The organism is Citrobacter freundii complex sp. 2025EL-00176, from assembly GCF_053309355.1.
The window spans coordinates 156120-183118 of the sequence record NZ_JBRYHT010000006.1 but is presented as its reverse complement, the minus strand read 5'-3'; the positions used below and the strand labels follow the sequence as shown (position 1 = coordinate 183118).

Sequence of the window (26999 nt, the reverse complement as noted above, 5' to 3'; positions counted from 1 at the left end):
TTATACGGTAAAACCGAGCATCATGCCGGTATCTTCATGCTCTAACAGATGGCAGTGCGCCATGTAGGCATGCTCTTTCGGCGCGTCGTGGTCAAACTTCACCAGCACCTCGCTGACGCCGCCTTCTACCCGTACCGTGTCCTTCCATCCCGCGCGGTGCGCGGCAGGCGCGTTGCCATTCTCAGACAAAATGCGGAACTGGGTGCCGTGAATATGGAACGGATGCAGCATCATGTCGCCCTGACCGGAAATCACCCAGCGCTCATGTTGACCTTTTGCTGCAGCAAACATCGGCTTATTCATATCAAACGCCAGACCGTTAATCCGGTTGGCATTATGGAAATCAAATGATCCCCCCTGCTTCATGTTGCCATGCTGCATATTCCCCATGTTGCCATGGTTCATATTGCCATGATTCATGTTCCCGTGGCCCATATTGTCATTATTCATATGGCCCATCATCTTCCCATGATCCATACCCGCCATAGCCTGACCGCCGTACTTCTTCATCAGCATTTGCATGCCCATCATGTCGAGCATCGGATCCATAGACAGCTGTAGTTTGCGCACCGTCAGGCCATCCAGTGACGGCAGCGACGGCATGGATGTCAGCGAATCCGGCAGCGTTCCGGAAGCGGTAATCAGCAGCGGCTGAACGCGCATCACCGGGTGCGGCTTATCAAAGGGCGCAACTGCCATCCCCATCTGGCTCACTGGCAGGGTGACCAGGTCAAAAGCTTTACCGTCGCTCACATCCACCAGTACTTCAAAGCGCTCGCCCATCAGCATGGGAAGTTCAGTTACTTTGACCGGTTCCGCCAACAGTCCACCATCGCTGGCAATGACGTACAGAGGACGATTGTCGCTGGCGGCAATATTCAGCGAACGCGCGTTACACCCGTTCAGCAGACGTAAACGCAGCCAACCGCGCGGTGCGGCATGCTGAGGATAAATCGCGCCGTTGGTCAGTAACGTATCGCCAAACCAGCCAACGGCAGCGGTCATCATGTCCAGTTGATAGTCGATCTGTCCATCTGCGGAAAACTGCTTGTCCTGAATAATTACCGGCACATCATCAATGCCCCACTGCTTCGGCAGCAGCAGTTTGTGGATCTCTTCATCTTCAATCAGCACCAGGCCAGCCAGCCCCATCGCCACCTGACGACCGGTTTTGCCATGCTGATGCGGGTGGAACCAACAGGTTGCAGCCCGTTGATCCGGTGTGAAAGTGACGGAACGTTTTCCGCCTGCCGGGATAATACCCTGCGGCCCACCGTCAACTTCACCAGGAATTTCCAGCCCATGCCAGTGCAACGTCGTCTCTTCGGCAAGCTGGTTGTGGATATCCACCGTCACCGATTGCCCTTTGTTCAGCTTTAGCGCCGGTCCGAGCAAATTTCCGTTATATCCCCATGTCGTGGCGGTTTTACCTGCAAAGCTCGACTGCCCGGCTTGTGCAATCAACTGAATGCGATTGGAGGCATCGGCGGTTAACAGGTCTGGAATGGGTAATGCCGGACGGTCGGCGGCAAATACGCTACGGCTCCACAGAGGTAATGCTGACGCGACGCCCAGCGCCACGGAGTACTTTAAAAAGTCACGACGTTGCATAATCACTTCCTTATATTCAGCAGCTTAAGCAGGCTATCTTTTAAGCATAAGCCTTCCCCTTACGGGAAGGTCAAGTAAACGGCTAATAATAAAGGTCGTCGCTTCGCTCGCAGTGTGCTAACGTTTAAATTCCGTGATGCAGTGGTAGAAGCAATGAAGACGTTTTTCAGAACAGTTTTGTTCGGCAGCCTGATGGCCGTATGCGCAAATAGCTACGCGCTGAGCGAGTCCGAAGCCGAAGATATGGCCGATTTAACGGCGGTTTTTGTTTTTCTGAAAAATGACTGTGGATACCAGAATTTGCCAAATGGGCAGATCCGTCGCGCACTGGTCTTTTTTGCCCAGCAAAACCAGTGGGACCTGAGTAATTACGACACCTTCAACATGAAGGCGCTGGGTGAGGACAGCTATCGCGATCTCAGCGGTATCGGCATCCCAACGGCCAAAAAATGCAAAGCGCTGGCGCGTGACTCCCTGAGCCTGCTGGCGTACGTGAAGTAACAGACATAGCGGAGCCCGCTGGCTCCGCATGGATTAACGCTGTTGCACAAATTCACGGTACGCCGCGACCACTTGCAGGAAATCCTCTACGCCGCAGAGCGAAAAGCTCTCTTCATCGTAGTAGCTCATCCCCTCTTCCATTTCGTCGCCGGAGAACTCAAGCTGATTGGCGCGAACCATCACCTCTTCGCCATCCAGCCAGAGCGTATATTCATGCCCTGCTCGCTGCCAGGAGCGCTCACTGCCTTTCACCGCACGCGCCGCCTGTTCCACTTCATCAAGTAGGGCCAGGTTCTCTTTCACTTCCTCATTAAACCAGTGCCCCACCACCTCGTGGCCCATGGACATACGCACTTTTACCACTCCGGTAATATCGCGCAGAAATTCGTAATCCATAATGTCTTCCTCTGCTCCCGGCAATGCGCCAATACCGCATTGCGCCTTGTTGTAATTATCGCAGCAGCGCGGCAGAAAAAAAGCGTAGCGGGTATAAGGAATAGAAATAAAAATGCCCGGAGAAGCAGACTTCTCCGGGCATTGATGCGTTTTTACACAAAACGCGTTAGCGCATTAGACCGCGGTCTGGAAAATCACGCCGTCCGCTTTCTCGGTGTACTGAGAAAGCTGGTCGAAGTTCAGATAACGGTAGGTATCCACCGCCGTCTTATCCACCTGCGCCACATAGGTCTGATACTCTTCCGCCGTCGGCAGCTTGCCAATCAGCGCCGCCACCGCCGCCAGCTCCGCAGAAGCCAGATAGACGTTTGCCCCGGTGCCTAAACGGTTCGGGAAGTTACGGGTAGAGGTGGAAACCACCGTCGCGCCGTCGGCCACACGCGCCTGGTTACCCATGCACAGGGAACAGCCAGGGATCTCAATACGTGCGCCGCTCTTACCGAACACGCTGTAGTAGCCTTCTTCGGTCAGCTGCGCCGCGTCCATACGGGTCGGCGGTGCCACCCACAGGCGCGTCGGCAATTGGCCTTTGTGCGCATCCAGCAGCTTACCGGCGGCGCGGAAGTGGCCAATGTTGGTCATGCAGGAACCGATAAACACTTCGTCGATCTTCTCGCCCTGCACGTCAGACAGCAGACGCGCGTCGTCCGGATCGTTCGGCGCACACAGGATTGGCTCTTTGATATCCGCCAGATCGATGTCGATCACCGCCGCGTATTCCGCGTCAGCATCGGCTTCCAGCAGCTGCGGATCCGCCAGCCATTTTTCCATGCCCTGCACGCGACGTTCCAGCGTACGGCGGTCACCGTAGCCTTCTGCAATCATCCACTTCAGCAGGACGATGTTGGAGGTCAGGTACTCGATAATCGGTTCTTTGTTCAGCTTGATGGTACAACCGGCAGCGGAACGCTCAGCGGAGGCATCAGTCAGTTCGAACGCCTGCTCGACTTTCAGATCCGGCAGACCTTCGATCTCCAGAATGCGGCCAGAGAAGATGTTTTTCTTGCCTTTCTTCTCCACGGTCAGCAGGCCCTGTTTGATCGCGTACAGCGGGATGGCGTGTACCAGATCGCGCAGCGTGATGCCCGGCTGCATTTTGCCTTTGAAGCGCACCAGAACGGATTCCGGCATATCCAGCGGCATCACGCCGGTCGCGGCAGCAAACGCCACCAGACCAGAGCCCGCCGGGAAGGAGATACCAATCGGGAAACGGGTATGGGAGTCACCGCCGGTGCCCACGGTATCCGGCAGCAACATGCGGTTCAGCCAGGAGTGGATCACACCGTCGCCCGGACGCAGCGACACACCGCCGCGGTTCATGATGAAGTCTGGTAGCGTGTGGTGCGTGTTCACGTCCACCGGCTTCGGATACGCCGCAGTGTGGCAGAAGGACTGCATCACCAGGTCAGACGAGAAGCCCAGACACGCCAGGTCCTTCAGTTCGTCACGGGTCATCGGGCCAGTGGTGTCCTGGGACCCCACGGAAGTCATCTTAGGTTCGCAATACGCGCCCGGACGGATGCCTTTCACGCCGCAGGCGCGGCCAACCATTTTCTGCGCCAGAGAGAAGCCACGGCTGCTTTCTGCCACGTCTTTCGCCTGACGGAAAACGTCTGAGTGCGGCAGACCAAGCGCTTCACGCGCTTTGGTGGTCAGGCCACGACCGATGATCAGCGGGATACGACCACCGGCGCGGACTTCGTCGATCAGCACGTCGGTTTTCAGCTCAAAGCTTGCCAGCAGCTCGCCGGTTTCGTGGTTGCGCACTTCACCGCTGTAAGGGTAAACGTCAATCACGTCGCCCATGTTCATGTTCGACACGTCAACTTCGATTGGCAGCGCGCCCGCATCTTCCATGGTGTTGAAGAAGATCGGCGCAATTTTGCCGCCGAGGCACAGACCGCCGCCGCGCTTGTTCGGCACATGCGGGATATCATCGCCCATAAACCACAGTACGGAGTTGGTCGCCGATTTACGGGAGGAACCGGTGCCGACAACGTCGCCCACGTAGGCCAGCGGGTAGCCTTTCTGCTGCAATGCTTCGATCTGTTTGATCGGGCCAACGGCACCCGGCTGATCCGGGTCAATGCCTTCACGGGCGTTTTTCAGCATCGCCAGCGCGTGCAGCGGGATATCCGGGCGAGACCAGGCATCCGGGGCCGGAGAGAGGTCATCGGTGTTGGTTTCACCCGTCACTTTAAAGACGGTAACGGTAATTTTTTCAGCCAGAGCAGGACGGTTGAGGAACCATTCGGCATCAGCCCAGGACTGCATTACCTGCTTCGCATATTCGTTGCCCGCTTTGGCTTTTTCTTCCACATCGTAGAAGTTATCGAACATCAGCAGCGTTGAGGAGAGCGCTTTGGCAGCAATCGGCGCCAGTTTTGCGTCGTCCAGCGCGTCGATCAGGGGATGAATGTTGTAGCCACCCTGCATGGTGCCCAGCAGTTCAATGGCTTTTTCTGGCGTAACCAGCGGGGAGGTGGTGTCGCCTTTCGCGACAGCAGCGAGAAAACCGGCTTTAACATAGGCGGCTTCATCTACGCCAGGAGGAACGCGGTTGATTAACAGGTCTAACAGGAATTCTTCTTCGCCCACAGGCGGGGTCTTCAGCAGCTCGACAAGTGCGGCCATTTGGGTTGCATCTAAAGGTTTTGGCACAATCCCCTGGGCAGCACGCTCAGCTACGTGCTTACGGTATTCTTCTAGCACGACGATATCTCCTCGCTCTCATTGTCATAATGCGGCGCTTTTGTTGATGGGCGATTCTCTTCACGCTCCTGTGAGACAGTAGTTAGTAGGGTAAATGCCCGGTACCGCATAAGGCACAATAACAGGATTTTCTTTAAGTGTTAATCTGTTTACAAAAAAGCAACATAAAAAATTGGCTGAATCGTTAAGAATGGTGTAGCAGCAAGGCGAGGCGCATTTCAGAGGGATAAAGATTGCCGTAAAGCGGTTGATTTTCAAGCGCGACATGCTGAATTTTCCAGCGTTTTTTTAGCCATCAGATATAATTGTGTAATAAATACTCACACTCTTTTTCCGGACCTGCCGGCTGAATCCCCAATAAAAGTCAAAACTGTCAAACACGGGTGCATGATACTCGCGGCAACAGGAACGCCTCACGGCACAGCGCTTGTCTCGTTGGAGTCATTTTATGAAGTTGCCATTTAAGCCACATCTGCTTGTTCTTCTGTGCAGTGCCGGGTTGTTTGCCGCCTCTGGCGTGATGTTCGTTAAAAGTCGCGTAACGGAGCCCGCTGCTCCGGCTCCCGTCGCACAACAACCTTCAGCGCCGGCTCCCGTAGCGCCCCCTGCCCCCGCAGACCAACCTGCGCCTGCTGCTGCGCCGACATACTCGGCTGCACAAATCGATCAGTGGGTGGCACCTATCGCGCTCTACCCCGATTCACTGCTATCACAAATTTTGATGGCCTCAACCTATCCGGCTAACGTCATCCAGGCCGCGCAGTGGTCAAAAGATAATCCCAAAATGCAGGGCGATGCCGCCATTCAGGCCGTTGCCGGTCAACCCTGGGATCCCAGCGTGAAATCGCTGGTCGCCTTTCCACAGTTGATGTCGCTGATGGGTGAAAATCCGCCGTGGGTACAAAGCCTGGGTGACGCTTTCCTCGCGCAACCGAAAGACGTCATGGACTCCGTGCAACGCCTGCGCGCGCTGGCGCAACAAACCGGGGCGTTGCAATCAACACCGCAACAGACCGTCACTACTGTGACAAAAGCGGCACCAGCTAAAACCGTCACCAGCGAGTCATCAACCAGTTCAGTGACTACTACAGCCACGCCCGCCTCAACAAGCCCAACGGTTATCAAAATTGAATCCGCCGATCCGCAGGTGGTGTACGTCCCCACCTATAACCCGAATACGGTTTACGGTACCTGGCCCAATACCGCCTATCCGCCAACCTATCTGCCGCCAACGCCCGGCGAGCAGTTTGGCAACAGCTTCGTGAACGGCTTAGGTTTCAGCCTCGGTGTTGCCACAACCTATGCCATCTTCAGCAATATCGACTGGGATGATGACGATGACTGGGACCACCACCATCACGATGACTGGGATAACCATGGCGGGTATAACCGCAACGGCGATAACAACATCAATATTAACGTTGATAACTTCAATAAAATCAGCGGACAACGCCTGACAGACGCCAACCGTACCTGGCAGCACAACCCGGCCTATCGCGAGGGTGTGCCGTACCCTAATAGCCAGCTCAATAACCGCTTTCACCCCACTAATACGGCTACGGGCTTAAGCTCAGCCCAGCAAAGACCCGTCAACCGTGATAGCCAGCGTCAGGCTGCCCTGAGCCAGATGGAAAAATCAACGGGGAAAACATTCCCGCAGACGGCGCGTACGGGCACTAAAGACGCTCAGCGTCAGGCATCCAGCCAACAGCTGAAGCAGATTTCCCAGCGTAACAACTATCGTGGTTACGATACCAAACCGCAAACCGCGAAGCGGGCGAACACTCAGCAACGTGAAAATCGCCAGGCTGCGACCCAGCGCCAGGAGAAACGGATCACGCAACCCGTGCAGCACCACAATGTACAGCAGCGTAATCTTCAACAGCGCCAGCCGCGCGCCAATGCGCTGAGCGGTAATGACAGTCGTTCCGCCAACTGGCAGGCACAGCAGCAGCGAGGGGCTCAAAGCAGGCAGTTCGCCCGCAACCAGCCATCTCGTCAGCTATCCGGCGGCCGTGCTGAACACCGTGAATTCCGTCATCGTTAAGGGAGCCGACATGAAAAATAAATTACTTAGTGGAATGGTGTTGTTCATGGTTTCGGTCACGGCGATGGCGCAGCAATCCTTCACCACGCCGGACCAGGCCACCGATGCGCTGGCAAACGCTATCAGTGAGCAAAATGAAAGTGCGATGAACAATTTGCTTGGGGAAAACTGGCGTGATTTTCTGCCGCCGGAAGGCGTCGATCCTGATGCGGTAGAGCGCTTCCTGCGCGACTGGAAGGTTCGCCATAACACTGTCGTTGACGGCAATACCGCGCATCTTGTTGTCGGAGACAGCGACTGGCAGCTACCGATCCCGGTGGTTAAAACCACTTCCGGCTGGCAATTTGATATTAAGGAAGCGGCGGAAGAGATCCTGACCCGTGAGATTGGCCGCAACGAACTCGCAGCCATCGAGGCGTTACATGCCTATGTTGATGCTCAGCAAAGCTACTTTGCGATGAACCAGACGTACGCACAAAAGATTGTCAGCTCTGAAGGGAAAAAAGATGGTCTGTACTGGCCCGTGTCACCTGGTGAAGCGCCAAGCCCGCTTGGACCAGCCTTCAGTCCGCAGGAGCCTGGTACGGGCTATCACGGCTATCATTTCCGTATTCTTCCCGACAAAACCAGCGGCTTTGCGATGGTTGCCTGGCCCGTCAGCTACGATCAGACCGGTGTGATGAGTTTTATGGTTAACGGTGATGACAAGGTCTATCAGGCGGATCTTGGCGAGGAGTCGCAGCAAAAAGCACAGGCGTTAACCGCCTACCACCTGGATAAAACCTGGCAGCCTGTCGCGCCCTGAATCCCCAAAGTCGAAGGATGAGTTGCCGGATAACCGTAGCGCCCTCCGGCAACTCGCAACACATTACAGGATGTTAGCGACAGATTTCGCCAGTTGCGCTTCCAGAACCGGCTTCGCCTCTTCGAACTTCAGGTTCACTTTATTGGCGTTAGATACTACGCGGGTCTGATATTTTGCGCGATCGCCTTGCGCGGTGCTGGTTTGCAGCTTAATGCCGGACGTCCCCTGACGCAGCGCGGCAACGTTATCTGTTGTCACTTTCGCTTTGCTGCGCTCGGAGATTTGCAGGTCAGTGACCATGGTGTAGTTCACGTCTTCCACCATCGCATCAGCAGCCATACCGATCAGTCCCGCCGCCAGGCCAACGCCCAGCGCCGCGCCGGAGGAGTTGCTGTTATAGGCGGTAATCCCCGCGCCCAACGCAGCGCCTACCGCCGCCCCTTCATAGCCGGTCTTCAGGAAGCCCTGCGCTTCGCGCAGATCCATTTTGTCTGCTTTCAGTACGTTCGCCTGCACCCAGTAGTAAGCGCTGTCCGGTGAACTGGTCACTTTATAGCCCTTCGCGGACAGGTCGTTTGCCAGCAGGGTTTGCAGGTTGCTCATGTCTTTATCAGAAGTGTTTTTTACCTGAATGTAAACGGTCTTCTCGTTGGAAGGCTCCAGCCAGATGGTTTCACTCATCTGCGTTTTCACTTCGAGGTTACGTTTTTTAACGGCGGTGGTCATCGCGCCACACCCGGTCAGCGTCATTGTCGCGACAACCATGCCAACAACCGCGATTTTTTTTAAAGACATGTTTTTTCCTTTTTTCGTGTAATAGAGAGTCCAGAGCCTCTTAACCGCGCGGCCAGTAGCCACACAATGGCGAAAAAAGTATCGGCAGTTGCGCAATTTTTTTTAGCGGAAATATCAATAAGATGACTACCAGAACTGGTAGTTTGGGACTGGCGACGCTCACGTCAGCGTGGATTTGTCTGACGTGAGCGGGAGAGTTAATTCTGATGTGGCATTAATTCAGGATAACCTTTAAACGCCGGCTTCGTGCTGGTAAGTGCTACTTCGTCAGCTCGAATGCTGCCAGAGTTTGTGGCCCACACACCTTCCTGTGTCTGGCTAATCTGCTGATGCTGCGCATTCAAATTTTGCCCCATTGCCGCAATATGCGTGCTTTCAGTGCCACCGCTGTTGGTAGCCCATGGAATGACGGCATCCTGCGCCAGCGCCATGCCGGAAATAAACACGGTAGTCATTACTGCTGCTTTTAAAAAACGTTTCATCATTTCCCCTCTCAATTTGTTATCACGCTATTAGTTTAGAGGGTTATTAATTTCATCTAATGACAAGATAAGGTGATTTATTTCTTGTGAAACAGTACGTTGACCTGGAATGGCGATTTCATGCGGTTCGGGCGTATCGTGCGGTGCGGGAAAAAACATTTTCTGGCAATTCGGCGATTTACCTTAATTTTTGCCAGATTTTGACACCATTTTGTAACAAACACATAAAAAAAGCGGCCATTCAGCCGCTTTTTATCATTTTGGAAAAATTACTTTTTCTTCGCTTTCGGGTTCGGCAGGTCGGTAATGCTACCTTCGAACACTTCAGCTGCCAGGCCAACGGACTCGTGCAGAGTCGGGTGAGCGTGGATAGTCAGCGCGATGTCTTCTGCGTCACAGCCCATTTCGATTGCCAGACCGATTTCACCCAGCAGCTCGCCGCCGTTGGTACCGACAATCGCACCACCGATCACACGGTGAGATTCTTTGTCGAAAATCAGTTTGGTCATACCGTCTGCGCAGTCGGAAGCGATAGCACGGCCAGAAGCAGCCCACGGGAAGGTGGCGGTTTCGTAGCTGATGCCTTTTTCTTTCGCTTCTTTCTCAGTCAGGCCAACCCATGCAACTTCTGGTTCAGTGTACGCGATGGATGGGATAACTTTCGGATCGAAGTAGTGTTTCTTACCGGCGATAACTTCAGCGGCAACGTGACCTTCGTGAACACCTTTGTGCGCCAGCATCGGCTGGCCGACGATATCGCCGATAGCAAAGATGTGCGGCACGTTGGTGCGCAGCTGTTTGTCAACGCGGATGAAGCCACGGTCATCAACCTCCACGCCAGCTTTGCCCGCATCGAGGTTTTTGCCGTTCGGAACACGACCGATAGCCACCAGCACGGCATCGTAACGCTGTGCTTCAGCCGGTGCTTTTTTGCCTTCCATGGAAACGTAGATACCGTCTTCTTTCGCTTCAACGGCGGTCACTTTGGTTTCCAGCATCAGGTTGAATTTCTTGCTGATGCGCTTAGTGAAGACTTTAACCACGTCTTTATCGGCAGCCGGGATAACCTGGTCGAACATTTCAACCACGTCGATCTCTGAACCCAGCGCATGGTACACGGTACCCATTTCCAGACCGATAATACCGCCACCCATAACCAGCAGGCGCTTAGGAACAGTTTTCAGTTCCAGCGCATCAGTGGAGTCCCACACGCGCGGATCTTCGTGCGGAATGAACGGCAGCTCGATCGGACGGGAACCCGCCGCGATGATCGCGTTGTCGAAGTTGATCACGGTTTTGCCGTTTTCGCCTTCAACTTCCAGGGTGTTCGCCCCGGTAAATTTACCCAGACCGTTAACCACTTTCACTTTACGGCCTTTGGCCATACCAGCCAGACCGCCGGTCAGTTGAGTGATAACTTTTTCTTTCCAGGTACGAATCTTGTCGATATCGGTTTTCGGCTCGCCGAAGACGATACCGTGTTCAGCCAGCGCTTTGGCTTCTTCGATAACTTTTGCTACGTGCAGCAGCGCTTTAGAAGGGATACAGCCGACGTTCAGACAAACACCACCGAGGGTGCTGTAACGTTCTACGATGACGGTCTCCAGACCTAAATCTGCGCAACGGAAGGCAGCAGAGTAACCTGCAGGGCCTGCCCCAAGTACCACGACCTGAGTTTTGATTTCAGTGCTCATCATGACCTCTTAATTTATACCCGTCGTCCACCGGGTCGTTCTATCCGCCCGTATTTTACAAAATTGTTAACAATTTTGAAACAACAAACGGCAACCGATTTGTCTTTCGCACAATAACCTCACTGACTTCATGAGATTACCAGAAAAAAGCCGGCCGTCGGGCCGGCTTTTTCGCTTACATCACCAGGCGGCGAATGTCAGACAGCATGTTGTTGATGATGGTGATAAAGCGCGCACCATCCGCACCGTCGATTACGCGGTGGTCGAAGGAGAGCGAAATCGGCATCATCAGACGCGGCATAAACTCTTTACCGTTCCACACTGGCTCCATAGAGGACTTGGAGACACCGAGGATCGCCACTTCCGGCGCGTTAACAATCGGCGCGAAGTGGGTAGTACCCAGGCCACCGATGCTGGAGATGGTGAAGCAACCGCCCTGCATTTCGCCAGCAGTCAGCTTGCCATCACGCGCTTTTTTGGAGATGGTGGTCAGTTCGCGAGACAGCTCGGTAATGCTCTTCTTGTTCACGTCTTTGAAGACCGGAACAACCAGACCATTCGGCGTATCAACCGCGACACCGATGTTGATGTATTTCTTCAGCGTCAAACGCTGACCGTCTTCGGACAGAGAACTGTTGAAGCGCGGCATCTGTTCCAGAGCAGCGGCAACGGCTTTCATGATGAAGACCACTGGGGTGAATTTCACGTCCAGTTTACGTTTTTCAGCTTCGGCGTTCTGCTGTTTACGGAACGCTTCCAGATCGGTGATATCGGTCTTATCGAAGTGCGTAACGTGCGGGATCATCACCCAGTTACGGCTCAGGTTCGCACCAGAAATTTTCTGGATACGGCCCAGTTCCACTTCTTCGATTTCACCAAACTTGCTGAAGTCCACTTTCGGCCAAGGCAGCATGCCCGGGATACCGCCGCCAGCAGATGCTGCCGGTGCAGACTCGGCGCGTTTAACCGCGTCTTTCACGTAAGCCTGAACGTCTTCACGCAGGATACGACCTTTACGACCAGTGCCTTTCACTTTCGCCAGGTTTACGCCGAATTCGCGCGCCAGGCGACGAATCAGCGGGGTGGCGTGGACGTAAGCGTCGTTTTCAGCGAAGTCAGATTTACCTTCCGCTTTTGCAGCCGGAGCCGCTGGCTTCTCAGCTTTCGCCGCTGGAGCCGGTGCCGCCGCTTCCTGTTTAGCCGGAGCGGCCGCAGGCGCTGCGCCTTCAACTTCGAAGACCATAATCAGAGAACCGGTTTTCACTTTATCGCCGGTGCTGATTTTGATTTCTTTCACGGTGCCCGCGAACGGTGCCGGAACTTCCATAGAGGCTTTGTCGCCTTCAACGGTGATCAGTGACTGCTCAGCGGCAATTTTATCGCCCACTTTAACCATCACTTCAGTGACTTCAACTTCATCACCACCGATGTCCGGCACGTTAACTTCTTTCGAGCCAGAGGCTGCCGGAGCCGGAGCTGCTGCTGGCGCCGCTTCAGCTTTCGCCGGGGCAGCCGCACCCGCTTCGCCTGCTACTTCAAAGATCATAATCAGGGAGCCGGTAGACACTTTGTCGCCAGTGCTGATTTTGATCTCTTTCACGGTGCCTGCGAACGGCGCCGGAACTTCCATAGAGGCTTTGTCGCCTTCTACGGTGATCAGAGACTGCTCAGCCGCAACGGTGTCGCCCACTTTAACCATCACTTCGGTCACTTCGACTTCGTCGCCGCCGATGTCCGGTACGTGTACTTCTTTCGCCGCTGCCGCAGCAGGTGCTGCTGCCGGAGCCGCTTCTTTCTTCTCTTCTGCCGGAGCAGGTGCAGCAGCTGCTGCACCGTCGGCGGAATCGAAAATCATGATCAGTTTGCCGGTCTCAGTTTTATCGCCAACAGAGACTTTGATCTCTTTAACGATACCAGCCTGAGGAGACGGAACTTCCATAGAGGCTTTGTCGCCTTCTACGGTGATCAGCGACTGTTCAGCTTCAACTTTGTCGCCCACTTTGACCAGGATCTCGGTGATTTCAACTTCATCAGCCCCGATGTCCGGTACATTGATTTCGATAGCCATTATTCTTTTACCTCTTACGCCAGACGCGGGTTAACTTTATCTGCATCGATGTTGAATTTGGTGATTGCGTCAGCAACCACTTTCTTATCGATTTCGCCACGTTTAGCCAGTTCGCCCAGGGCCGCTACCACCACGTAGGAAGCATCAACTTCGAAGTGGTGACGCAGGTTTTCACGGCTGTCAGAGCGACCGAAGCCGTCAGTACCCAGTACGCGGTAATCATCAGCCGGTACATAAGTACGAACCTGTTCGGCAAACAGTTTCATATAGTCAGTAGATGCTACTGCCGGTGCGTCGTTCATTACCTGAGCGATGTACGGAACGCGCGGCGTTTCCATCGGGTGCAGCATGTTCCAGCGCTCACAATCCTGGCCATCACGCGCCAGTTCAGTGAAGGAGGTTACGCTGTACACGTCAGAACCAACACCGTAGTCGTTCGCCAGGATCTGTGCTGCTTCACGGACATGACGCAGGATAGAACCGGAGCCCAGCAGCTGAACTTTGCCTTTCTTACCTTCGAGGGTTTCGAGTTTGTAGATACCTTTACGGATACCTTCCTCGGCACCTGCTGGCATTGCCGGCATGTGGTAGTTTTCGTTCAGGGTGGTGATGTAGTAGTAAACGTTCTCTTGTTTCTCACCGTACATACGTTCCAGACCATCATGCATGATGACCGCAACTTCGTACGCGTAAGACGGATCGTAAGAGATACAGTTCGGGATAGTCAGAGACTGAATATGGCTGTGACCATCTTCGTGCTGCAGACCTTCGCCGTTCAGCGTCGTACGACCGGAAGTACCACCAATCAGGAAGCCGCGAGCCTGCTGGTCGCCAGCCTGCCAGCACAGGTCGCCGATACGCTGGAACCCGAACATGGAGTAGTAGATGTAGAACGGGATCATCGGCAGATCGTTGGTGCTGTATGAGGTCGCAGCAGCCAACCAGGATGCGCCGGCACCCAGTTCGTTGATACCTTCCTGCAGGATCTGACCTTTCTCGTCTTCTTTATAGTAAGCAACCTGCTCACGGTCCTGCGGGGTGTACTGCTGGCCGTTCGGGCTGTAGATACCGATCTGACGGAACAGACCTTCCATACCGAAAGTACGCGCTTCGTCAGCGATGATCGGTACCAGACGATCTTTGATCGACTTGTTCTTCAGCATCACGTTCAGGGCACGAACGAACGCGATAGTGGTAGAAATTTCTTTGTTCTGCTCTTCCAGCAGCGCACCGAAGTCTTCCAGCGCCGGCAGTTCCAGCTTCTCGCTGAAGTTCGGCTGACGAGCTGGCAGGTAGCCGTGCAGTTTCTGACGCTGAGCGTGCAGATAGGTATGCTCTTCAGAACCTTCCGGGAAGGTGATGTAAGACAGGTTTTCAACCTGCTCATCGGTTACTGGAACGTTGAAACGGTCGCGGATATAACGCACGCCGTCCATGTTCATTTTCTTAACCTGGTGAGCGATGTTTTTACCTTCGGCGGTGTCACCCATGCCGTAACCTTTGATGGTATGGGCGAGGATTACAGTTGCTTTGCCTTTGGTTTCCTGTGCTTTTTTCAGTGCAGCGTAGACTTTCTTCGGATCGTGACCACCACGGTTCAGAGCCCAGATCTGCTCATCAGTCCAGTCAGCAACCAGCGCTGCGGTTTCCGGGTATTTACCGAAGAAGTGCTCACGTACGTATGCACCATCTTTGGATTTGAAGGTCTGGTAGTCGCCATCAACGGTTTCGTTCATCAGCTGGATCAGTTTACCGCTGGTGTCTTTACGCAGCAGTTCATCCCAACGACCGCCCCACATGACTTTGATAACGTTCCAGCCAGCACCTGCAAAGATGCCTTCCAGTTCGTTAACAATCTTGCCGTTACCGGTGACCGGGCCGTCAAGACGCTGCAGGTTACAGTTGATAACAAAGACCAGGTTGTCCAGTTTTTCACGGGTCGCGATGGTGATCGCACCTTTAGATTCTGGCTCATCCATCTCGCCGTCGCCGAGGAAGGCGTAAACGGTTTGTTTAGAGGTATCTTTCAGGCCACGGTGTTCCAGATATTTCAGGAATTTAGCCTGGTAGATAGCACCGATTGGGCCCAGCCCCATAGAAACGGTCGGGAACTGCCAGAATTCCGGCATCAGTTTCGGGTGCGGGTAGGAAGACAGGCCTTTGCCGTGAACTTCCTGACGGAAGTTGTTCATCTGCTCTTCAGTCAGACGACCTTCCAGGAATGCGCGTGCGTAGATACCCGGAGAGATGTGACCCTGGAAGTATACCAGGTCGCCGCCATCCTGCTCGTTGCGTGCACGGAAGAAGTGGTTGAAGCAAACATCATATACCGTTGCGGAGGACTGGAAGGATGCCATGTGGCCACCCAGTTCGAGGTCCTTTTTAGACGCGCGCAGTACGGTCATGATGGCGTTCCAGCGGATAGCAGAACGAATACGACGTTCCAGATCCAGATTACCCGGATATTCCGGCTCATCTTCAACGGCAATAGTGTTTACATAATTGCTGGCCCCTGCACCTGCCGCTACTTTCACGCCGCCTTTGCGCGCTTCTGAAAGCAGTTGGTCGATCAGATACTGAGCACGCTCAACACCTTCTTCACGGATGACCGATTCGATCGCCTGTAGCCAGTCGCGAGTTTCGATCGGATCCACGTCATTTGGGAAACGTTCTGACATGGGGGTATTCCTTATCTATCTAATACGTTGAGTTATCTGGAACCTGTCCCATTGTGTTCTCGCTCAAGAGCACAATAAGACAGGTTCTGCGTTTAGTTGCCGCGCTTTTGGTTCGCGCTTGATTTACAACATCTTCTGGTTAACGTTCTGCCAGAAAAATCACTAATTCTTTCGTTGCTCCAGACGGCGTAAGGCGCGTTCACGACGGCTTTCCTCACGGCTTCTGTCCAGTAAAATCTCTTCGATAAACGCCAGGTGACGGTGAGACGCTTCACGCGCCTCTTCAGGCTTCCCGGCGATGATTGCTTCAAAGATACGGGTACGGTGACTGCTTACCAGAGGCAGCATCTCGCGACGCGCGTACAGCAATTCGAAGTTTTGACGGACGTTCTGGGCCAGCATCGGCTCCATACACCTTAGCAGATGGAGCAGCACCACATTGTGTGCGGCTTCGGTGACAGCAATTTGATACTGGAGTACCGCATCGGATTCGCCGTCAAGATCGCCGGACTGTTGCGCAAGCTCGATCGCATGGTGGAGTTCACGGATACGCGTTTTGTCTTCATCCGTGCTGCGCAGTGCAGCGTAATAAGCTGCAATACCTTCCAACGCATGGCGCGTCTCAAGCAGGTCAAACTGGGATTCAGGATGGTCAGAGAGCAGCTCTACCAGTGGGTCGCTAAAGCTCTGCCACAGGCTGCTCTGAACAAAAGTGCCACCGCCCTGACGACGAAGCAGTAACCCCTTCGCTTCAAGGCGTTGGATCGCCTCGCGTAAGGAAGGGCGGGAGACGTCGAACTGTTTTGCCAGCTCGCGTTCCGGTGGGAGTTTTTCTCCGGGGCGAAGTGTCCCCTCAAGAATTAAAAACTCCAGCTGCTGCTCAATCACATCGGAGAGTTTTGGTTGGCGGATTTTGCTGTAGGCCATGATTTCCTGTCTTAAGCCATTTGCCCGGAGTCAATTGGTCTTACCAATTTCATGTTCTTGACGCTAAAGTAACAAAGTATTCACCTTCTGTCCATACAGGTTTTGATTGAAATCAGTAAAGGGGGCATATTTTAACAACATTACAGAAATAACGTTTCAAACATGTAACTATGCACAAATGTTAAATTTACCCATCACGGGGTAGTTTTAACGGAATTGAAACGAAAAAATATATTATCTGAACCGATTCACCTGCCTAATTACCGAGTTATTAAGCAAAATTATTGAATGAAAATTCAAAATGGAAATTTTGTGGTAGATAAACTCGCATTTACAAATGGTTTCTTTTTATTCAACTCGTCAACGCCCTCGCATAAAGCAGGTGCATTCGCGCTCGCATAACATTATTCTGATCAAGACAAAAGTCTTAAGGCAACATTTCATTATTGTTATCTGTAAACAAATTAATACAACAAACGGAATTGCAAACTTACACACGCATTGCTGCGTAGTTCAAAAAATAAGTACTCGAAATTATGAAGAGTAAAACCACACACGAGGTTTAATGATGGAAAGTCAACCGCATGGCGATCAGCTCAAGCGCGGCCTTAAAAACCGCCATATACAGCTAATCGCGCTGGGTGGCGCGATTGGTACCGGGTTATTCCTTGGTAGCGCATCCGTTATCCAGTCTGCAGGACCGGGGATTATTCTCGGTTACGCTATTGCCGGCTTTATCGCCTTTTTGATCATGCGTCAGTTAGGTGAAATGGTGGTTGAAGAGCCGGTTGCAGGCTCCTTTAGCCACTTTGCCTATAAATACTGGGGCGGTTTCGCGGGTTTCTCTTCCGGCTGGAACTATTGGGTACTGTACGTTTTGGTTGCCATGGCAGAGCTAACTGCCGTAGGTAAATACATTCAGTTCTGGTATCCGGAGATCCCGACCTGGGTTTCTGCGGCTGCCTTCTTCGTGCTGATCAACGCCATTAACCTGACCAACGTGAAGGTGTTTGGCGAGATGGAGTTCTGGTTTGCCATTATTAAAGTCATTGCCGTAGTCGCAATGATCCTGTTCGGCGGCTGGTTGCTGTTTAGCGGCAACGGCGGTCCACAGGCCAGCGTCAGCAACTTGTGGAGCCAGGGTGGATTCCTGCCGCACGGCTTCACCGGTCTGGTGATGATGATGGCGATTATCATGTTCTCCTTTGGTGGGCTGGAACTGGTCGGCATCACCGCAGCAGAAGCCGATAACCCGGAGCAAAGCATCCCGAAAGCGACAAACCAGGTTATCTACCGCATCCTGATTTTCTATGTCGGTTCACTGGCTGTGCTGCTTTCCCTGATGCCATGGACGCGCGTAACGGCTGATACCAGCCCGTTTGTCCTTATTTTCCATGAGTTGGGCGACACCTTTGTTGCCAATGCGCTGAACATCGTGGTGTTGACCGCCGCCCTTTCTGTCTATAACAGCTGTGTATACTGCAACAGCCGTATGCTGTTCGGTCTGGCACAGCAGGGCAACGCGCCGAAAGCGCTGATGAACGTCGACAAGCGCGGCGTACCGGTTAACACCATTCTGGTCTCCGCGCTGGTAACGGCCTTGTGTGTACTGATCAACTATCTGGCGCCGGAATCCGCCTTTGGCCTGCTGATGGCATTGGTGGTTTCCGCCCTGGTGATCAACTGGGCGATGATCAGCCTGGCGCACATGAAGTTCCGCAAAGCCAAACAGCAGCAGGGCGTAACCACCCGCTTCCCGGCTTTGCTCTACCCGCTCGGTAACTGGGTGTGCCTGCTTTTCATGGCGGCAGTACTGGTGATTATGCTGATGACGCCGGGCATGGCGATCTCGGTGTACTTAATCCCGGTATGGATTGCCATTCTTGGCATCGGCTATCTGTGCAAGCAAAAAACCGCCGGCACGGTTAAAGCGCATTAAACTTCCCTCCCCCACCTGGACCAGGTGGGGGTTGTTACCTGCCTCACACTTTCCCACTCACGACTGTTTCGTCCATATCAGCGGCGTTATCCTGCAACGTAAAAACATCAATAGCAGACAATAATTCTCTCCATATCTCATTAATGGAGTGCAGTTGATGGAAACCAGTAAGCTCACGGTGAAAGAAAAGATCGGCTATGGAATGGGCGACGCCGGATGCAACATCATCTTTGGCGCCATCATGTTGTTTGTTAACTATTTTTACACAGATATTTTTGGTCTTGCGCCTGCCCTGGTCGGCGTATTACTGCTCTCCGTACGCGTTATCGATGCCGTTACCGACCCTATAATGGGCGCGATGGCCGACCGCACACGCAGCAAATATGGTCGATTTCGTCCATGGCTTTTGTGGATGGCTTTCCCTTACGCATTATTCAGCGTGCTTATGTTTACCACCCCTGAGTGGACGTATAACAGCAAAGTTATCTATGCCTTCGTCACCTACTTCCTGCTCTCTATTACCTATACGGCGATCAACATTCCCTACTGCTCGCTCGGCAGCGTTATCACTAACGATCCCAAAGAACGCGTCGCCTGCCAGTCATATCGCTTTGTATTGGTAGGGATAGCAACCCTGCTGCTCTCCCTTACCCTGTTGCCGATGGCTGACTGGTTTGGCGGGGAAGACAAAGCTAAAGGGTATCAGATGGCGATGGCGGTACTCGCCTTCATCGGCATGTGTATGTTCCTGTTTTGCTTTGCATCAGTTCGTGAACGCGTTCGCCCCGCCGTGCAGACTAACGACGATTTGAAAGCCGACCTGAAAGACGTGTGGAAAAACGATCAGTGGGTAAAAATCCTGCTGTTAACCCTGTGCAACGTCTGCCCGGGCTTTATTCGCATGGCCGCCACCATGTACTACGTTACGTGGGTGATGCAACAAAGCACGCAGTTCGCCACGTTGTTTATCAGCCTCGGCGTCGTCGGCATGATGATCGGCAGCATGCTGGCGAAGGTATTAACCGATCGCTGGTGCAAACTGAAGGTGTTCTTCTGGACCAACATCGTCCTGGCGATTTTCTCCGCTGCATTTTATTTCTTCGACCCGAAAGCCACCCTGATGATCATGGTGCTCTACTTCCTGCTCAACATCCTGCATCAGATCCCTTCCCCGCTGCACTGGTCATTGATGGCGGATGTCGATGACTACGGTGAGTGGAAAACCGGTAAGCGCATCACCGGGATCAGTTTCTCCGGTAACCTGTTTTTCCTCAAGCTGGGCCTGGCGATCGCCGGAGCGATGGTTGGCTTCCTGCTCTCCTGGTACGGCTACGACGCAGGGGCGAAAGCGCAAAGCGACTCTGCCATTAACGGTATTATGCTGCTATTCACCATCATACCCGGCGTAGGTTATCTGATTACCGCGGGCGTGGTTCGCCTGCTAAAAGTTGACCGCGAGTTTATGCAGCAAATCCAGACCGATCTGGAAAAACGCCGTACCAACTACCGTGAACTCAATGAATACCACGATATAAAAACGACTGAACCCGTAAGGAAAGCCTAATGAATCAGTGGCCAAATCCCTTTATCGAACAACGCGCCGATCCGTTTATCTTACGCGACGGTAGCCACTACTATTTCATTGCGTCAGTGCCAGAATATGACCGGCTGGAGATCCGCCGGGCTGACTCTCTGGAGGGTTTGCGCTCCGCCACTCCCGTTGTCGTCTGGCGTAAACCGGAAAGCGGCCCTATGAGTCAGCTCATCTGGGCACCGGAAATCCATCATCTGGCGGGCAAGTGGTACATCTATTTTGCCGCTACCCATACTCAGGCGCTTGATAAGCTGGGAATGTTCCAGCACCGCATGTTTGCTTTGGAGTGCGCAGACGCCGATCCGTTGACCGGCAAGTGGACGGAGAAAGGTCAAATTAAAACGCAGTTTGATACCTTCGCCCTGGACGCCACCACCTTTAATCATCAGGGAAAACAATGGTATCTATGGGCACAAAAATCGCCCGATATCGCCGGAAATTCCAATATTTATCTCGCAGAGATGGAAAACCCATGGACGATTAAAGGCGAGCCGGTCATGCTCAGCCATCCTGAGTATGACTGGGAATGCCGGGGGTTCTGGGTCAACGAAGGCCCGGCCGTCGTGGTGCATAGCAACAAGCTGTTTATCAGCTATTCGGCCAGCGCCACCGATGAGAATTACTGTATGGGGTTGCTGTGGATTGACCTCAACGACGATCCGCTCACCCCGCAGAACTGGCATAAATCACCGCGCCCGGTCTTTACCACCAGCTATGAAAATCGTCAGTATGGACCGGGACACAACAGCTTTACGCAAACGCCGGAAGGTGAAGATGTGCTGGTGTACCACGCGAGAAATTACACCGAAATTGAAGGCGATCCGTTGTACGATCCAAACCGCCATACGCGTCTGAAACTGGTACGCTGGGACGAAAACGGGATGCCTGATTTTGGCATCCCGCCTGCTGATACGATCTAAGCCGTTGCACTGCCCGGTGGCGCTAATGCTTACCGGGCCTACACGTTTTTCCACTGTAGGAAGCGTTAGCGCCATCCGGCAACAATCGCTAGATCAGCGTGCCGTAAATCGTCAACAGCGCAATAATCACCACCACCACAAACGAGGTCTTCTTCGCCATTGAAACAGCCGCTTTTGGCGTTTCGACTTTATCAGTATGCGGTTCACGCGCCAGAGAGAACTGCGCCAAACGAGTAAGCACCTGATATTGGGAAGTATGCAGATCCGCCAGCGAAGCAAACCAGGCAGGCAACGCCTTCTCGCCGTGTCCCAGCAGCGCGTAGACTACGCCAGCCAAACGAACCGGGATCCAGTCCAGCACATGCAGGATCGCATCAATACCCGATTGCAGACGCTGATGCGGCGTCTGATAGCGCGCCAGCCAGGACTGCCAGGCGCGTAAAAAAGCATAACCAACCAGCGTCACCGGTCCCCACGGACCACCGACAATCAGCCAGAATAACGGCGCCAGATAAAAGCGGAAGTTGTTCCATAACAACGCGTTCTGCAGTTCGCGCAAGAACTCTCGCTCATCGCAATCCGGCGGAACCCCATGTATAAGCGTCAGCTCGCTGGCCATCGCCTCACGAGCATGTGCGTCATCGTGAGATGCCGCCTGTAAATAGGCATGATAGTGGAGACGCGCCTTGCCAGCGCCAATGCACAGCAAGCCAATCAAGATCCACGCCACCAGCAACGGAACGTTAAACAGCAGCCCATGAAGCGCGCGCAGTAGCAGGAATGTCAGTCCCATCGCAATCAGGGTCATGCCCACCGTACGCATCATAGAGAAATGCTTAATTCGGCGGAAAAAAACTTCCACCCGATGATCAAGCTGCCAGTGCTCACCCAGCTTAAACAGGCGTTCGACAATCAACACCAGTAATGTTGTAAACAACGTCATGTCATCTCCTTGTGCGACGAGGGGGTGACCAGGGCGCGAAATTTTGCCCAGTCAAAAGACGGCCCGGGATCGGTCTTACGCTCGGGGGCAATATTGCAGTGTCCAGTCATATTGTTGGCAATGGCCGGATAACGCGTAATCAGCGCATTCGTCACGGCGGCCAGTTGCTTATACTGCGCATCGGTATAGGCCAGCGTATCCGTTCCTTCCAGCTCAATACCAATTGAAAAATCATTACAGCGCTCACGCCCCTGATAATTTGACACGCCCGCATGCCAGGCACGTTTATCAAAAGGGACGTACTGCACAATCTCACCATCACGGCGGATCAAACAATGGGCTGAGACGCGCAAATGGGCGATCTCAGCAAAAAAAGGATGGGCCTTGGGATCAATCGTGCCGGTAAACAACGCGTCTATCCACGGGCCGCCAAACTCGCCGGGCGGCAGGCTGATATTATGCACCACCAGCAGAGAAGGGTTTTCGTCATCCGGGCGGCAATCGTAATGAGGAGAGGGAACGCGTCGCGCCTCTGCCAGCCAGCCCTCGTCTAACAACATGCAGAATCTCCTTATTGGTGGTGCTCATATCAGGTTCAGGGTAGCATGTTTCCACCTTATGATTCGTTAGCAATTTGGAGTTTTATCATGCCGCCTCGCCGCTATAACCCTGACTACCGACGTGACGCGCTGTTGGAACGCATAAATCTGGATATCCCTGCCGCTGTAGCTCAGGCACTGCGCGAAGATTTAGGCGGAGAAGTTGATGCCAATAACGATATCACCGCACAGCTTTTACCCGAAGACATGCGCTCCCATGCCACCGTGATCACCCGAGAAAATGGCGTTTTTTGCGGGAAACGTTGGGTGGAAGAGGTCTTTATTCAACTGGCTGGCGATGATGTCAACATCACCTGGCATGTCGAAGATGGCGACAGCATTAAGGCTAATCAACCGCTGTTTGAGCTGGACGGCCCTTCCCGCGTACTGCTGACCGGCGAACGTACCGCGCTTAATTTTGTGCAGACGCTTTCGGGCGTAGCGAGCGAGGTGCGTAAATACGTCGATCTGCTGGCGGGGACAAAAACCCAACTACTGGATACACGTAAAACGCTGCCAGGGCTGCGTACCGCTCTGAAATACGCCGTGTTATGCGGCGGCGGCGCGAATCATCGCCTGGGGCTTTCTGATGCCTTCCTGATTAAAGAAAACCACATTATTGCTTCTGGTTCGGTACGACAGGCCGTTGAAAAAGCCTTCTGGTTGCATCCGGATGTGCCCGTTGAAGTTGAAGTTGAAAGCCTGGAAGAGCTGGACGACGCGCTAAAAGCCGGGGCGGACATTATCATGCTCGATAACTTCGAAACTGAGCAAATGCGCGAAGCGGTAAAACGCACCAACGGTCAGGCGCGTCTGGAAGTCTCGGGTAACGTCACCCATGAAACGCTGCGCGAATTTGCCGAAACCGGGGTGGACTTTATCTCCGTTGGCGCACTGACCAAGCACGTCCGCGCGCTCGATCTCTCCATGCGTTTTCGTTAATTGCTAATTGCACTGCCCGATGACGCTTCGCTTATCGGGCCTCCCCCCAGCCGGATAAGGCATTTACGCCGTCATCCGGCAGTTTCTTCGAGCCCCTTCGCAAATACGTTGTCTGATGCTGTAATTTCGTAAAAATCCTCTGAATCCGCCTTCCCGTTCTGTTTTTTGTCTCTCGCCTAAGATCCGTTCGATTTGCCAAAGTAGCGCCAGCTAACTCCAGGAGCGAATCAACAATGGACAAACAACGAGGCTTCACGCTTATCGAACTGATGGTGGTCATTGGCATCATTGCCATTCTTAGCGCCATCGGTATTCCGGCTTATCAAAACTATCTACGCAAAGCCGCCCTGACGGACATGCTGCAAACCTTTGTTCCCTATCGCACCGCGGTCGAACTCTGTGCGCTGGAGCATGGTGGAACAGAGTCCTGCGATGCCGGGACCAATGGCATCCCCTCCCCCACAACCACCCGTTATGTCTCAGACATGAGCGTTGAAAAAGGCGTTGTCAGCCTCACAGGCCAGGAAAGCCTGAACGGGCTAAGCATCACGATGACGCCGGGCTGGGACAATGCCAACGGCATTACCGGCTGGAGTCGTAACTGCGCCATTCAAAATGACAGCGCACTACAACAGGCTTGCGAAGACGTTTTCCGCTTCGATACCTACTAAGGAAAAGAGATGAATACCACGCAACTTACGGCGCTATGCCAACGTTATCAGGGAATATTACTCGATGCAGACAATGAAGTTGTGCACATCGCCGTGGTGGATGCACCGTCCCATGAGCTGCTGGATGCACTGCATTTTGCAACGACCAGGCGTATCGATATTGTTTGCTGGACGCGCCAGCAAATGGAAGGGCACACGCATACGCCACAAAAAATGTTACCGGTCGTAGTGTCTGAAAGCAGCGCCACCGCAGCCGGGTTGCTGAATCAGACGTTTCAATCCGCCCTGACGCAACGGGCTTCTGATATTCACTTTGAACCAGAGGAACACCGCTATCGAATCAGATTACGCGTGGATGGCGTATTACACGCTTTGCCGGAAGTCACAACTGAGATGGGCATCGCTATCACCGCACGATTAAAAGTATTAGGCAGTCTGGATATTGCCGAGCACCGGCTGCCACAAGACGGACAATTTACCGTTGAGATTTCAGGACAACCCATCTCGTTTCGTATCGCCACCCTGCCCTGTCGCTGGGGTGAAAAGGTAGTGCTGCGGCTACTTCATCAGGTCGATCAGACGCTGGATATCACTGCATTGGGAATGCAGGACGCGCAGCTGGCAGCATTTTCGCAAGCGTTGCAGCAGCCTCAGGGGCTGATTCTGGTTACCGGGCCTACCGGGAGCGGTAAAACGGTCACCCTGTACAGCGCGTTACAAACCCGGAATACATCAGATGTGAATCTTTGTAGCGTAGAGGATCCGGTAGAGATCCCGATCGCTGGCCTTAACCAGACACAAATTCACCCACGCGCAGGTCTTACTTTTCAGGCAGTACTGCGCGCTCTACTGCGCCAGGATCCCGACATAATTATGGTCGGCGAAATCCGCGATGGCGAAACGGCTGAAATAGCGCTTAAGGCCGCACAAACCGGTCATCTGGTTCTGTCAACACTGCATACTAATTCCACCAGTGAAACCTTAGTACGTCTGCAGCAAATGGGGGTTGCGCGTTGGATGATCGCCTCCGCGCTGACGCTCGTCATTGCCCAGCGGCTGGTCAGAAAGCTATGCCCCCATTGCCGACAACGTCTGGATACATCCATTACGCTCCCCAAAGCAATCTGGCCTATGCCGCTACCACGTTGGCATGCGCCTGGTTGCGAACATTGTTATCACGGGTTTTATGGTCGTACCGCATTGTTTGAAGTGCTACCCGTTACTCCTGCATTACGCCAGAGTATCGCCAGTAGCACATCCGTAGACGGAGTGGATTCAGATGCTCAGCTATCAGGGAGTACGCTTTTCGGGAATGGCTGTCAGGCCGTCGAACAAGGCTTAACGACATACGAAGAACTGATTCGCGTACTGGGCATGCCGCATGTCAGCTAAACAGCTTTGGCGCTGGCAAGGCATTAACAACGAAGGGGAGCCGTCGGAAGGCGTATTATGGGCTGATACCCGACTCTTGCTAATACAGGCTCTGGAACAGCGGCATATCACGCCGTTACGTATTAAACGTATGCGTGTCAAAACCTCGCACTGGAGCCGTGAAAGAAGCGCCGAAACCATACACCAGTTGGCAACATTGCTAAAAGCAGGGTTAACGCTCTCAACAGGGCTAGCTCTGCTTGCTGAACAGCATCCCAGCAGCCAGTGGCAGGCGCTACTGGGCACGCTGGCTTACGATATGGAGCAGGGCATTCCCCTCTCCACCTCACTCGCAAAGTGGCAACACGTTTTTCCGCCACTTTATCAGGCGATGATCCGTACCGGAGAGCTTACAGGTAAGCTGGACGACTGCTGTTTTGAACTCGCCAGACAGCAAAAAAACCAGCAGCAACTCGCTGATAAAGTTAAAAAAGCCCTGCGCTATCCGATTATCATCATCACGATGGCGGTAATGGTCGTATTTGCGATGCTGCAGTTTGTGCTCCCTGAGTTTGCCGCCATCTACCAAACGTTCAACACCCCACTACCGGCACTCACTCGGGGGATGATTGCCATCGCCGACTATAGCAGCCAATGGGGGTGGCTGGCGGTAGCACTCACTATGCTCTCGGTTATGACATATCACGTGATCAAACAGAAACCATATTGGCTCATTCTGAGTCAGAAATTGCTGCTCGGACTCCCTGTTACAGGCGCAATGGTCAGAGGACAAAAACTCACGCAGATCTTTACCGTTCTGGCGTTAACGCAAAACGCTGGTATTCCCTTTTTACAGGGTCTTGAGAGCGTCACCGAAACACTTGCCAGCCCCTTCTGGTCTCAACGTTTAGCGCAGGTTCATCACGACATCAGCGCCGGGAAACCTGTCTGGTTGGCACTGAAAAATTGCGGCGAATTCAGCCCGTTGTGTATACAGCTGGTAAGAACGGGGGAAGCATCAGGTTCGCTGGATGCAATGCTGCGTAATCTCGCTAACCATCACGGGGAGAAAACGCTGTCTCAGGCGGAAAATCTGGCTGCGTTACTTGAGCCTGCGTTACTGGTCATTACGGGGTTGATCATCGGTACGCTGGTTGTCGCGATGTATTTACCGATTTTCCATTTGGGAGATGCGATGAGCGGCGTAGGATAAAGCTGGCGCATTACCCACACGCCAGCTTGAT

Annotated in this window: 21 protein-coding genes; 10 read left to right on the top strand and 11 right to left on the bottom strand. The window is 53.4% G+C overall.

Annotated features, from left to right (window positions below; genetic code table 11):
• Entirely contained in the window at window positions 1–1611 is a 1611-nt protein-coding gene (gene cueO / locus ACVXHP_RS14160; protein ID WP_304702287.1) for a multicopper oxidase CueO, read from the bottom strand.
• Between the two features lie 153 nt (window positions 1612–1764).
• On the opposite strand from cueO, the gene ACVXHP_RS14155 reads away from it, so the two are divergent.
• Complete coding sequence (locus ACVXHP_RS14155) at window positions 1765–2112, top strand: YacC family pilotin-like protein (protein ID WP_003018667.1); 348 nt, start codon at window positions 1765–1767, stop codon at window positions 2110–2112.
• A gap of 33 nt (window positions 2113–2145) precedes the next feature.
• Here ACVXHP_RS14155 and yacL read toward each other — a convergent pair whose 3' ends face one another.
• Both yacL and acnB read right to left on the bottom strand, forming a co-directional pair.
• Entirely contained in the window at window positions 2146–2508 is a 363-nt protein-coding gene (gene yacL / locus ACVXHP_RS14150; protein ID WP_003018670.1) for a protein YacL, read from the bottom strand.
• A gap of 174 nt (window positions 2509–2682) precedes the next feature.
• Window positions 2683–5280: a bifunctional aconitate hydratase 2/2-methylisocitrate dehydratase gene (acnB, locus tag ACVXHP_RS14145; protein ID WP_447571679.1), complete on the bottom strand. Its 2598-nt coding sequence runs from the start codon at window positions 5278–5280 to the stop codon at window positions 2683–2685.
• 448 nt (window positions 5281–5728) lie between these two features.
• Here acnB and ACVXHP_RS14140 point away from each other — a divergent pair, with 448 nt between their 5' ends.
• On the top strand, window positions 5729–7327 hold the full coding sequence (locus tag ACVXHP_RS14140; RefSeq protein WP_447571678.1) for a DUF3300 domain-containing protein: 1599 nt from the start codon (window positions 5729–5731) through the stop codon (window positions 7325–7327).
• 10 nt (window positions 7328–7337) lie between these two features.
• Window positions 7338–8132: a DUF2950 family protein gene (locus ACVXHP_RS14135; protein ID WP_447571677.1), complete on the top strand. Its 795-nt coding sequence runs from the start codon at window positions 7338–7340 to the stop codon at window positions 8130–8132.
• Between the two features lie 63 nt (window positions 8133–8195).
• Here the strand turns inward: ACVXHP_RS14135 and traT are convergent, their stop codons facing one another.
• The 6 genes from traT to pdhR form a co-directional block, all read right to left on the bottom strand.
• Window positions 8196–8927 carry a conjugal transfer complement resistance protein TraT gene (traT, locus tag ACVXHP_RS14130; RefSeq protein WP_200008622.1) on the bottom strand — a complete coding sequence of 244 codons (732 nt, stop codon included), beginning with the start codon at window positions 8925–8927 and terminating at the stop codon, window positions 8196–8198.
• A gap of 197 nt (window positions 8928–9124) precedes the next feature.
• A complete protein-coding gene (locus ACVXHP_RS14125) occupies window positions 9125–9409 on the bottom strand; it encodes a hypothetical protein (protein WP_060855471.1) in 285 nt (94 codons plus the stop codon).
• A 269-nt stretch (window positions 9410–9678) separates the two neighbouring features.
• Window positions 9679–11103 carry a dihydrolipoyl dehydrogenase gene (lpdA, locus tag ACVXHP_RS14120; RefSeq protein WP_003018686.1) on the bottom strand — a complete coding sequence of 475 codons (1425 nt, stop codon included), beginning with the start codon at window positions 11101–11103 and terminating at the stop codon, window positions 9679–9681.
• A 175-nt stretch (window positions 11104–11278) separates the two neighbouring features.
• Window positions 11279–13171, bottom strand: a complete 1893-nt coding sequence (gene aceF, locus ACVXHP_RS14115) for a pyruvate dehydrogenase complex dihydrolipoyllysine-residue acetyltransferase (RefSeq protein WP_336240794.1) — start codon at window positions 13169–13171, stop codon at window positions 11279–11281.
• Between the two features lie 14 nt (window positions 13172–13185).
• Entirely contained in the window at window positions 13186–15849 is a 2664-nt protein-coding gene (gene aceE / locus ACVXHP_RS14110) for a pyruvate dehydrogenase (acetyl-transferring), homodimeric type (protein WP_200008620.1), read from the bottom strand.
• Window positions 15850–16011: 162 nt separating this feature from the next.
• On the bottom strand, window positions 16012–16776 hold the full coding sequence (pdhR, locus tag ACVXHP_RS14105) for a pyruvate dehydrogenase complex transcriptional repressor PdhR (RefSeq protein ID WP_003018699.1): 765 nt from the start codon (window positions 16774–16776) through the stop codon (window positions 16012–16014).
• Between the two features lie 565 nt (window positions 16777–17341).
• On the opposite strand from pdhR, the gene aroP reads away from it, so the two are divergent.
• From aroP to ACVXHP_RS14090, 3 genes are all read left to right on the top strand, one after another.
• Window positions 17342–18715 (top strand): aromatic amino acid transporter AroP, encoded by a 1374-nt coding sequence (gene aroP, locus ACVXHP_RS14100; RefSeq protein ID WP_316129924.1) that lies wholly within the window; start codon window positions 17342–17344, stop codon window positions 18713–18715.
• 157 nt (window positions 18716–18872) lie between these two features.
• Window positions 18873–20279, top strand: a complete 1407-nt coding sequence (locus ACVXHP_RS14095; RefSeq protein WP_200008618.1) for a glycoside-pentoside-hexuronide (GPH):cation symporter — start codon at window positions 18873–18875, stop codon at window positions 20277–20279.
• Window positions 20279–21229, top strand: a complete 951-nt coding sequence (locus tag ACVXHP_RS14090) for a glycoside hydrolase family 43 protein (protein WP_447571676.1) — start codon at window positions 20279–20281, stop codon at window positions 21227–21229. The genes ACVXHP_RS14095 and ACVXHP_RS14090 overlap by 1 nt, the downstream gene beginning before the upstream one ends.
• A gap of 88 nt (window positions 21230–21317) precedes the next feature.
• Here the strand turns inward: ACVXHP_RS14090 and ampE are convergent, their stop codons facing one another.
• Complete coding sequence (gene ampE, locus ACVXHP_RS14085; protein WP_447571675.1) at window positions 21318–22172, bottom strand: beta-lactamase regulator AmpE; 855 nt, start codon at window positions 22170–22172, stop codon at window positions 21318–21320.
• On the bottom strand, window positions 22169–22732 hold the full coding sequence (gene ampD / locus ACVXHP_RS14080) for a 1,6-anhydro-N-acetylmuramyl-L-alanine amidase AmpD (RefSeq protein WP_042312305.1): 564 nt from the start codon (window positions 22730–22732) through the stop codon (window positions 22169–22171). Before ampD ends, ampE begins: the two co-directional genes overlap by 4 nt.
• Window positions 22733–22819: 87 nt before the next feature.
• Here ampD and nadC point away from each other — a divergent pair, with 87 nt between their 5' ends.
• The 4 genes from nadC (at window position 22820) to hofC (ending at window position 26968) form a co-directional block, all read left to right on the top strand.
• Entirely contained in the window at window positions 22820–23713 is an 894-nt protein-coding gene (gene nadC / locus ACVXHP_RS14075) for a carboxylating nicotinate-nucleotide diphosphorylase (RefSeq protein WP_042312634.1), read from the top strand.
• 233 nt (window positions 23714–23946) lie between these two features.
• The gene (gene ppdD, locus ACVXHP_RS14070; protein WP_200008614.1) at window positions 23947–24384 is read left to right on the top strand and encodes a prepilin peptidase-dependent pilin; all 438 of its coding nucleotides are present in this window, start codon (window positions 23947–23949) and stop codon (window positions 24382–24384) included.
• A 9-nt stretch (window positions 24385–24393) separates the two neighbouring features.
• Window positions 24394–25776 carry a type II secretion system protein GspE gene (gene gspE, locus ACVXHP_RS14065; RefSeq protein ID WP_304702297.1) on the top strand — a complete coding sequence of 461 codons (1383 nt, stop codon included), beginning with the start codon at window positions 24394–24396 and terminating at the stop codon, window positions 25774–25776.
• The gene (hofC, locus tag ACVXHP_RS14060; RefSeq protein ID WP_447571674.1) at window positions 25766–26968 is read left to right on the top strand and encodes a protein transport protein HofC; all 1203 of its coding nucleotides are present in this window, start codon (window positions 25766–25768) and stop codon (window positions 26966–26968) included. The genes gspE and hofC overlap by 11 nt, the downstream gene beginning before the upstream one ends.
• Window positions 26969–26999: the final 31 nt, after the last annotated feature.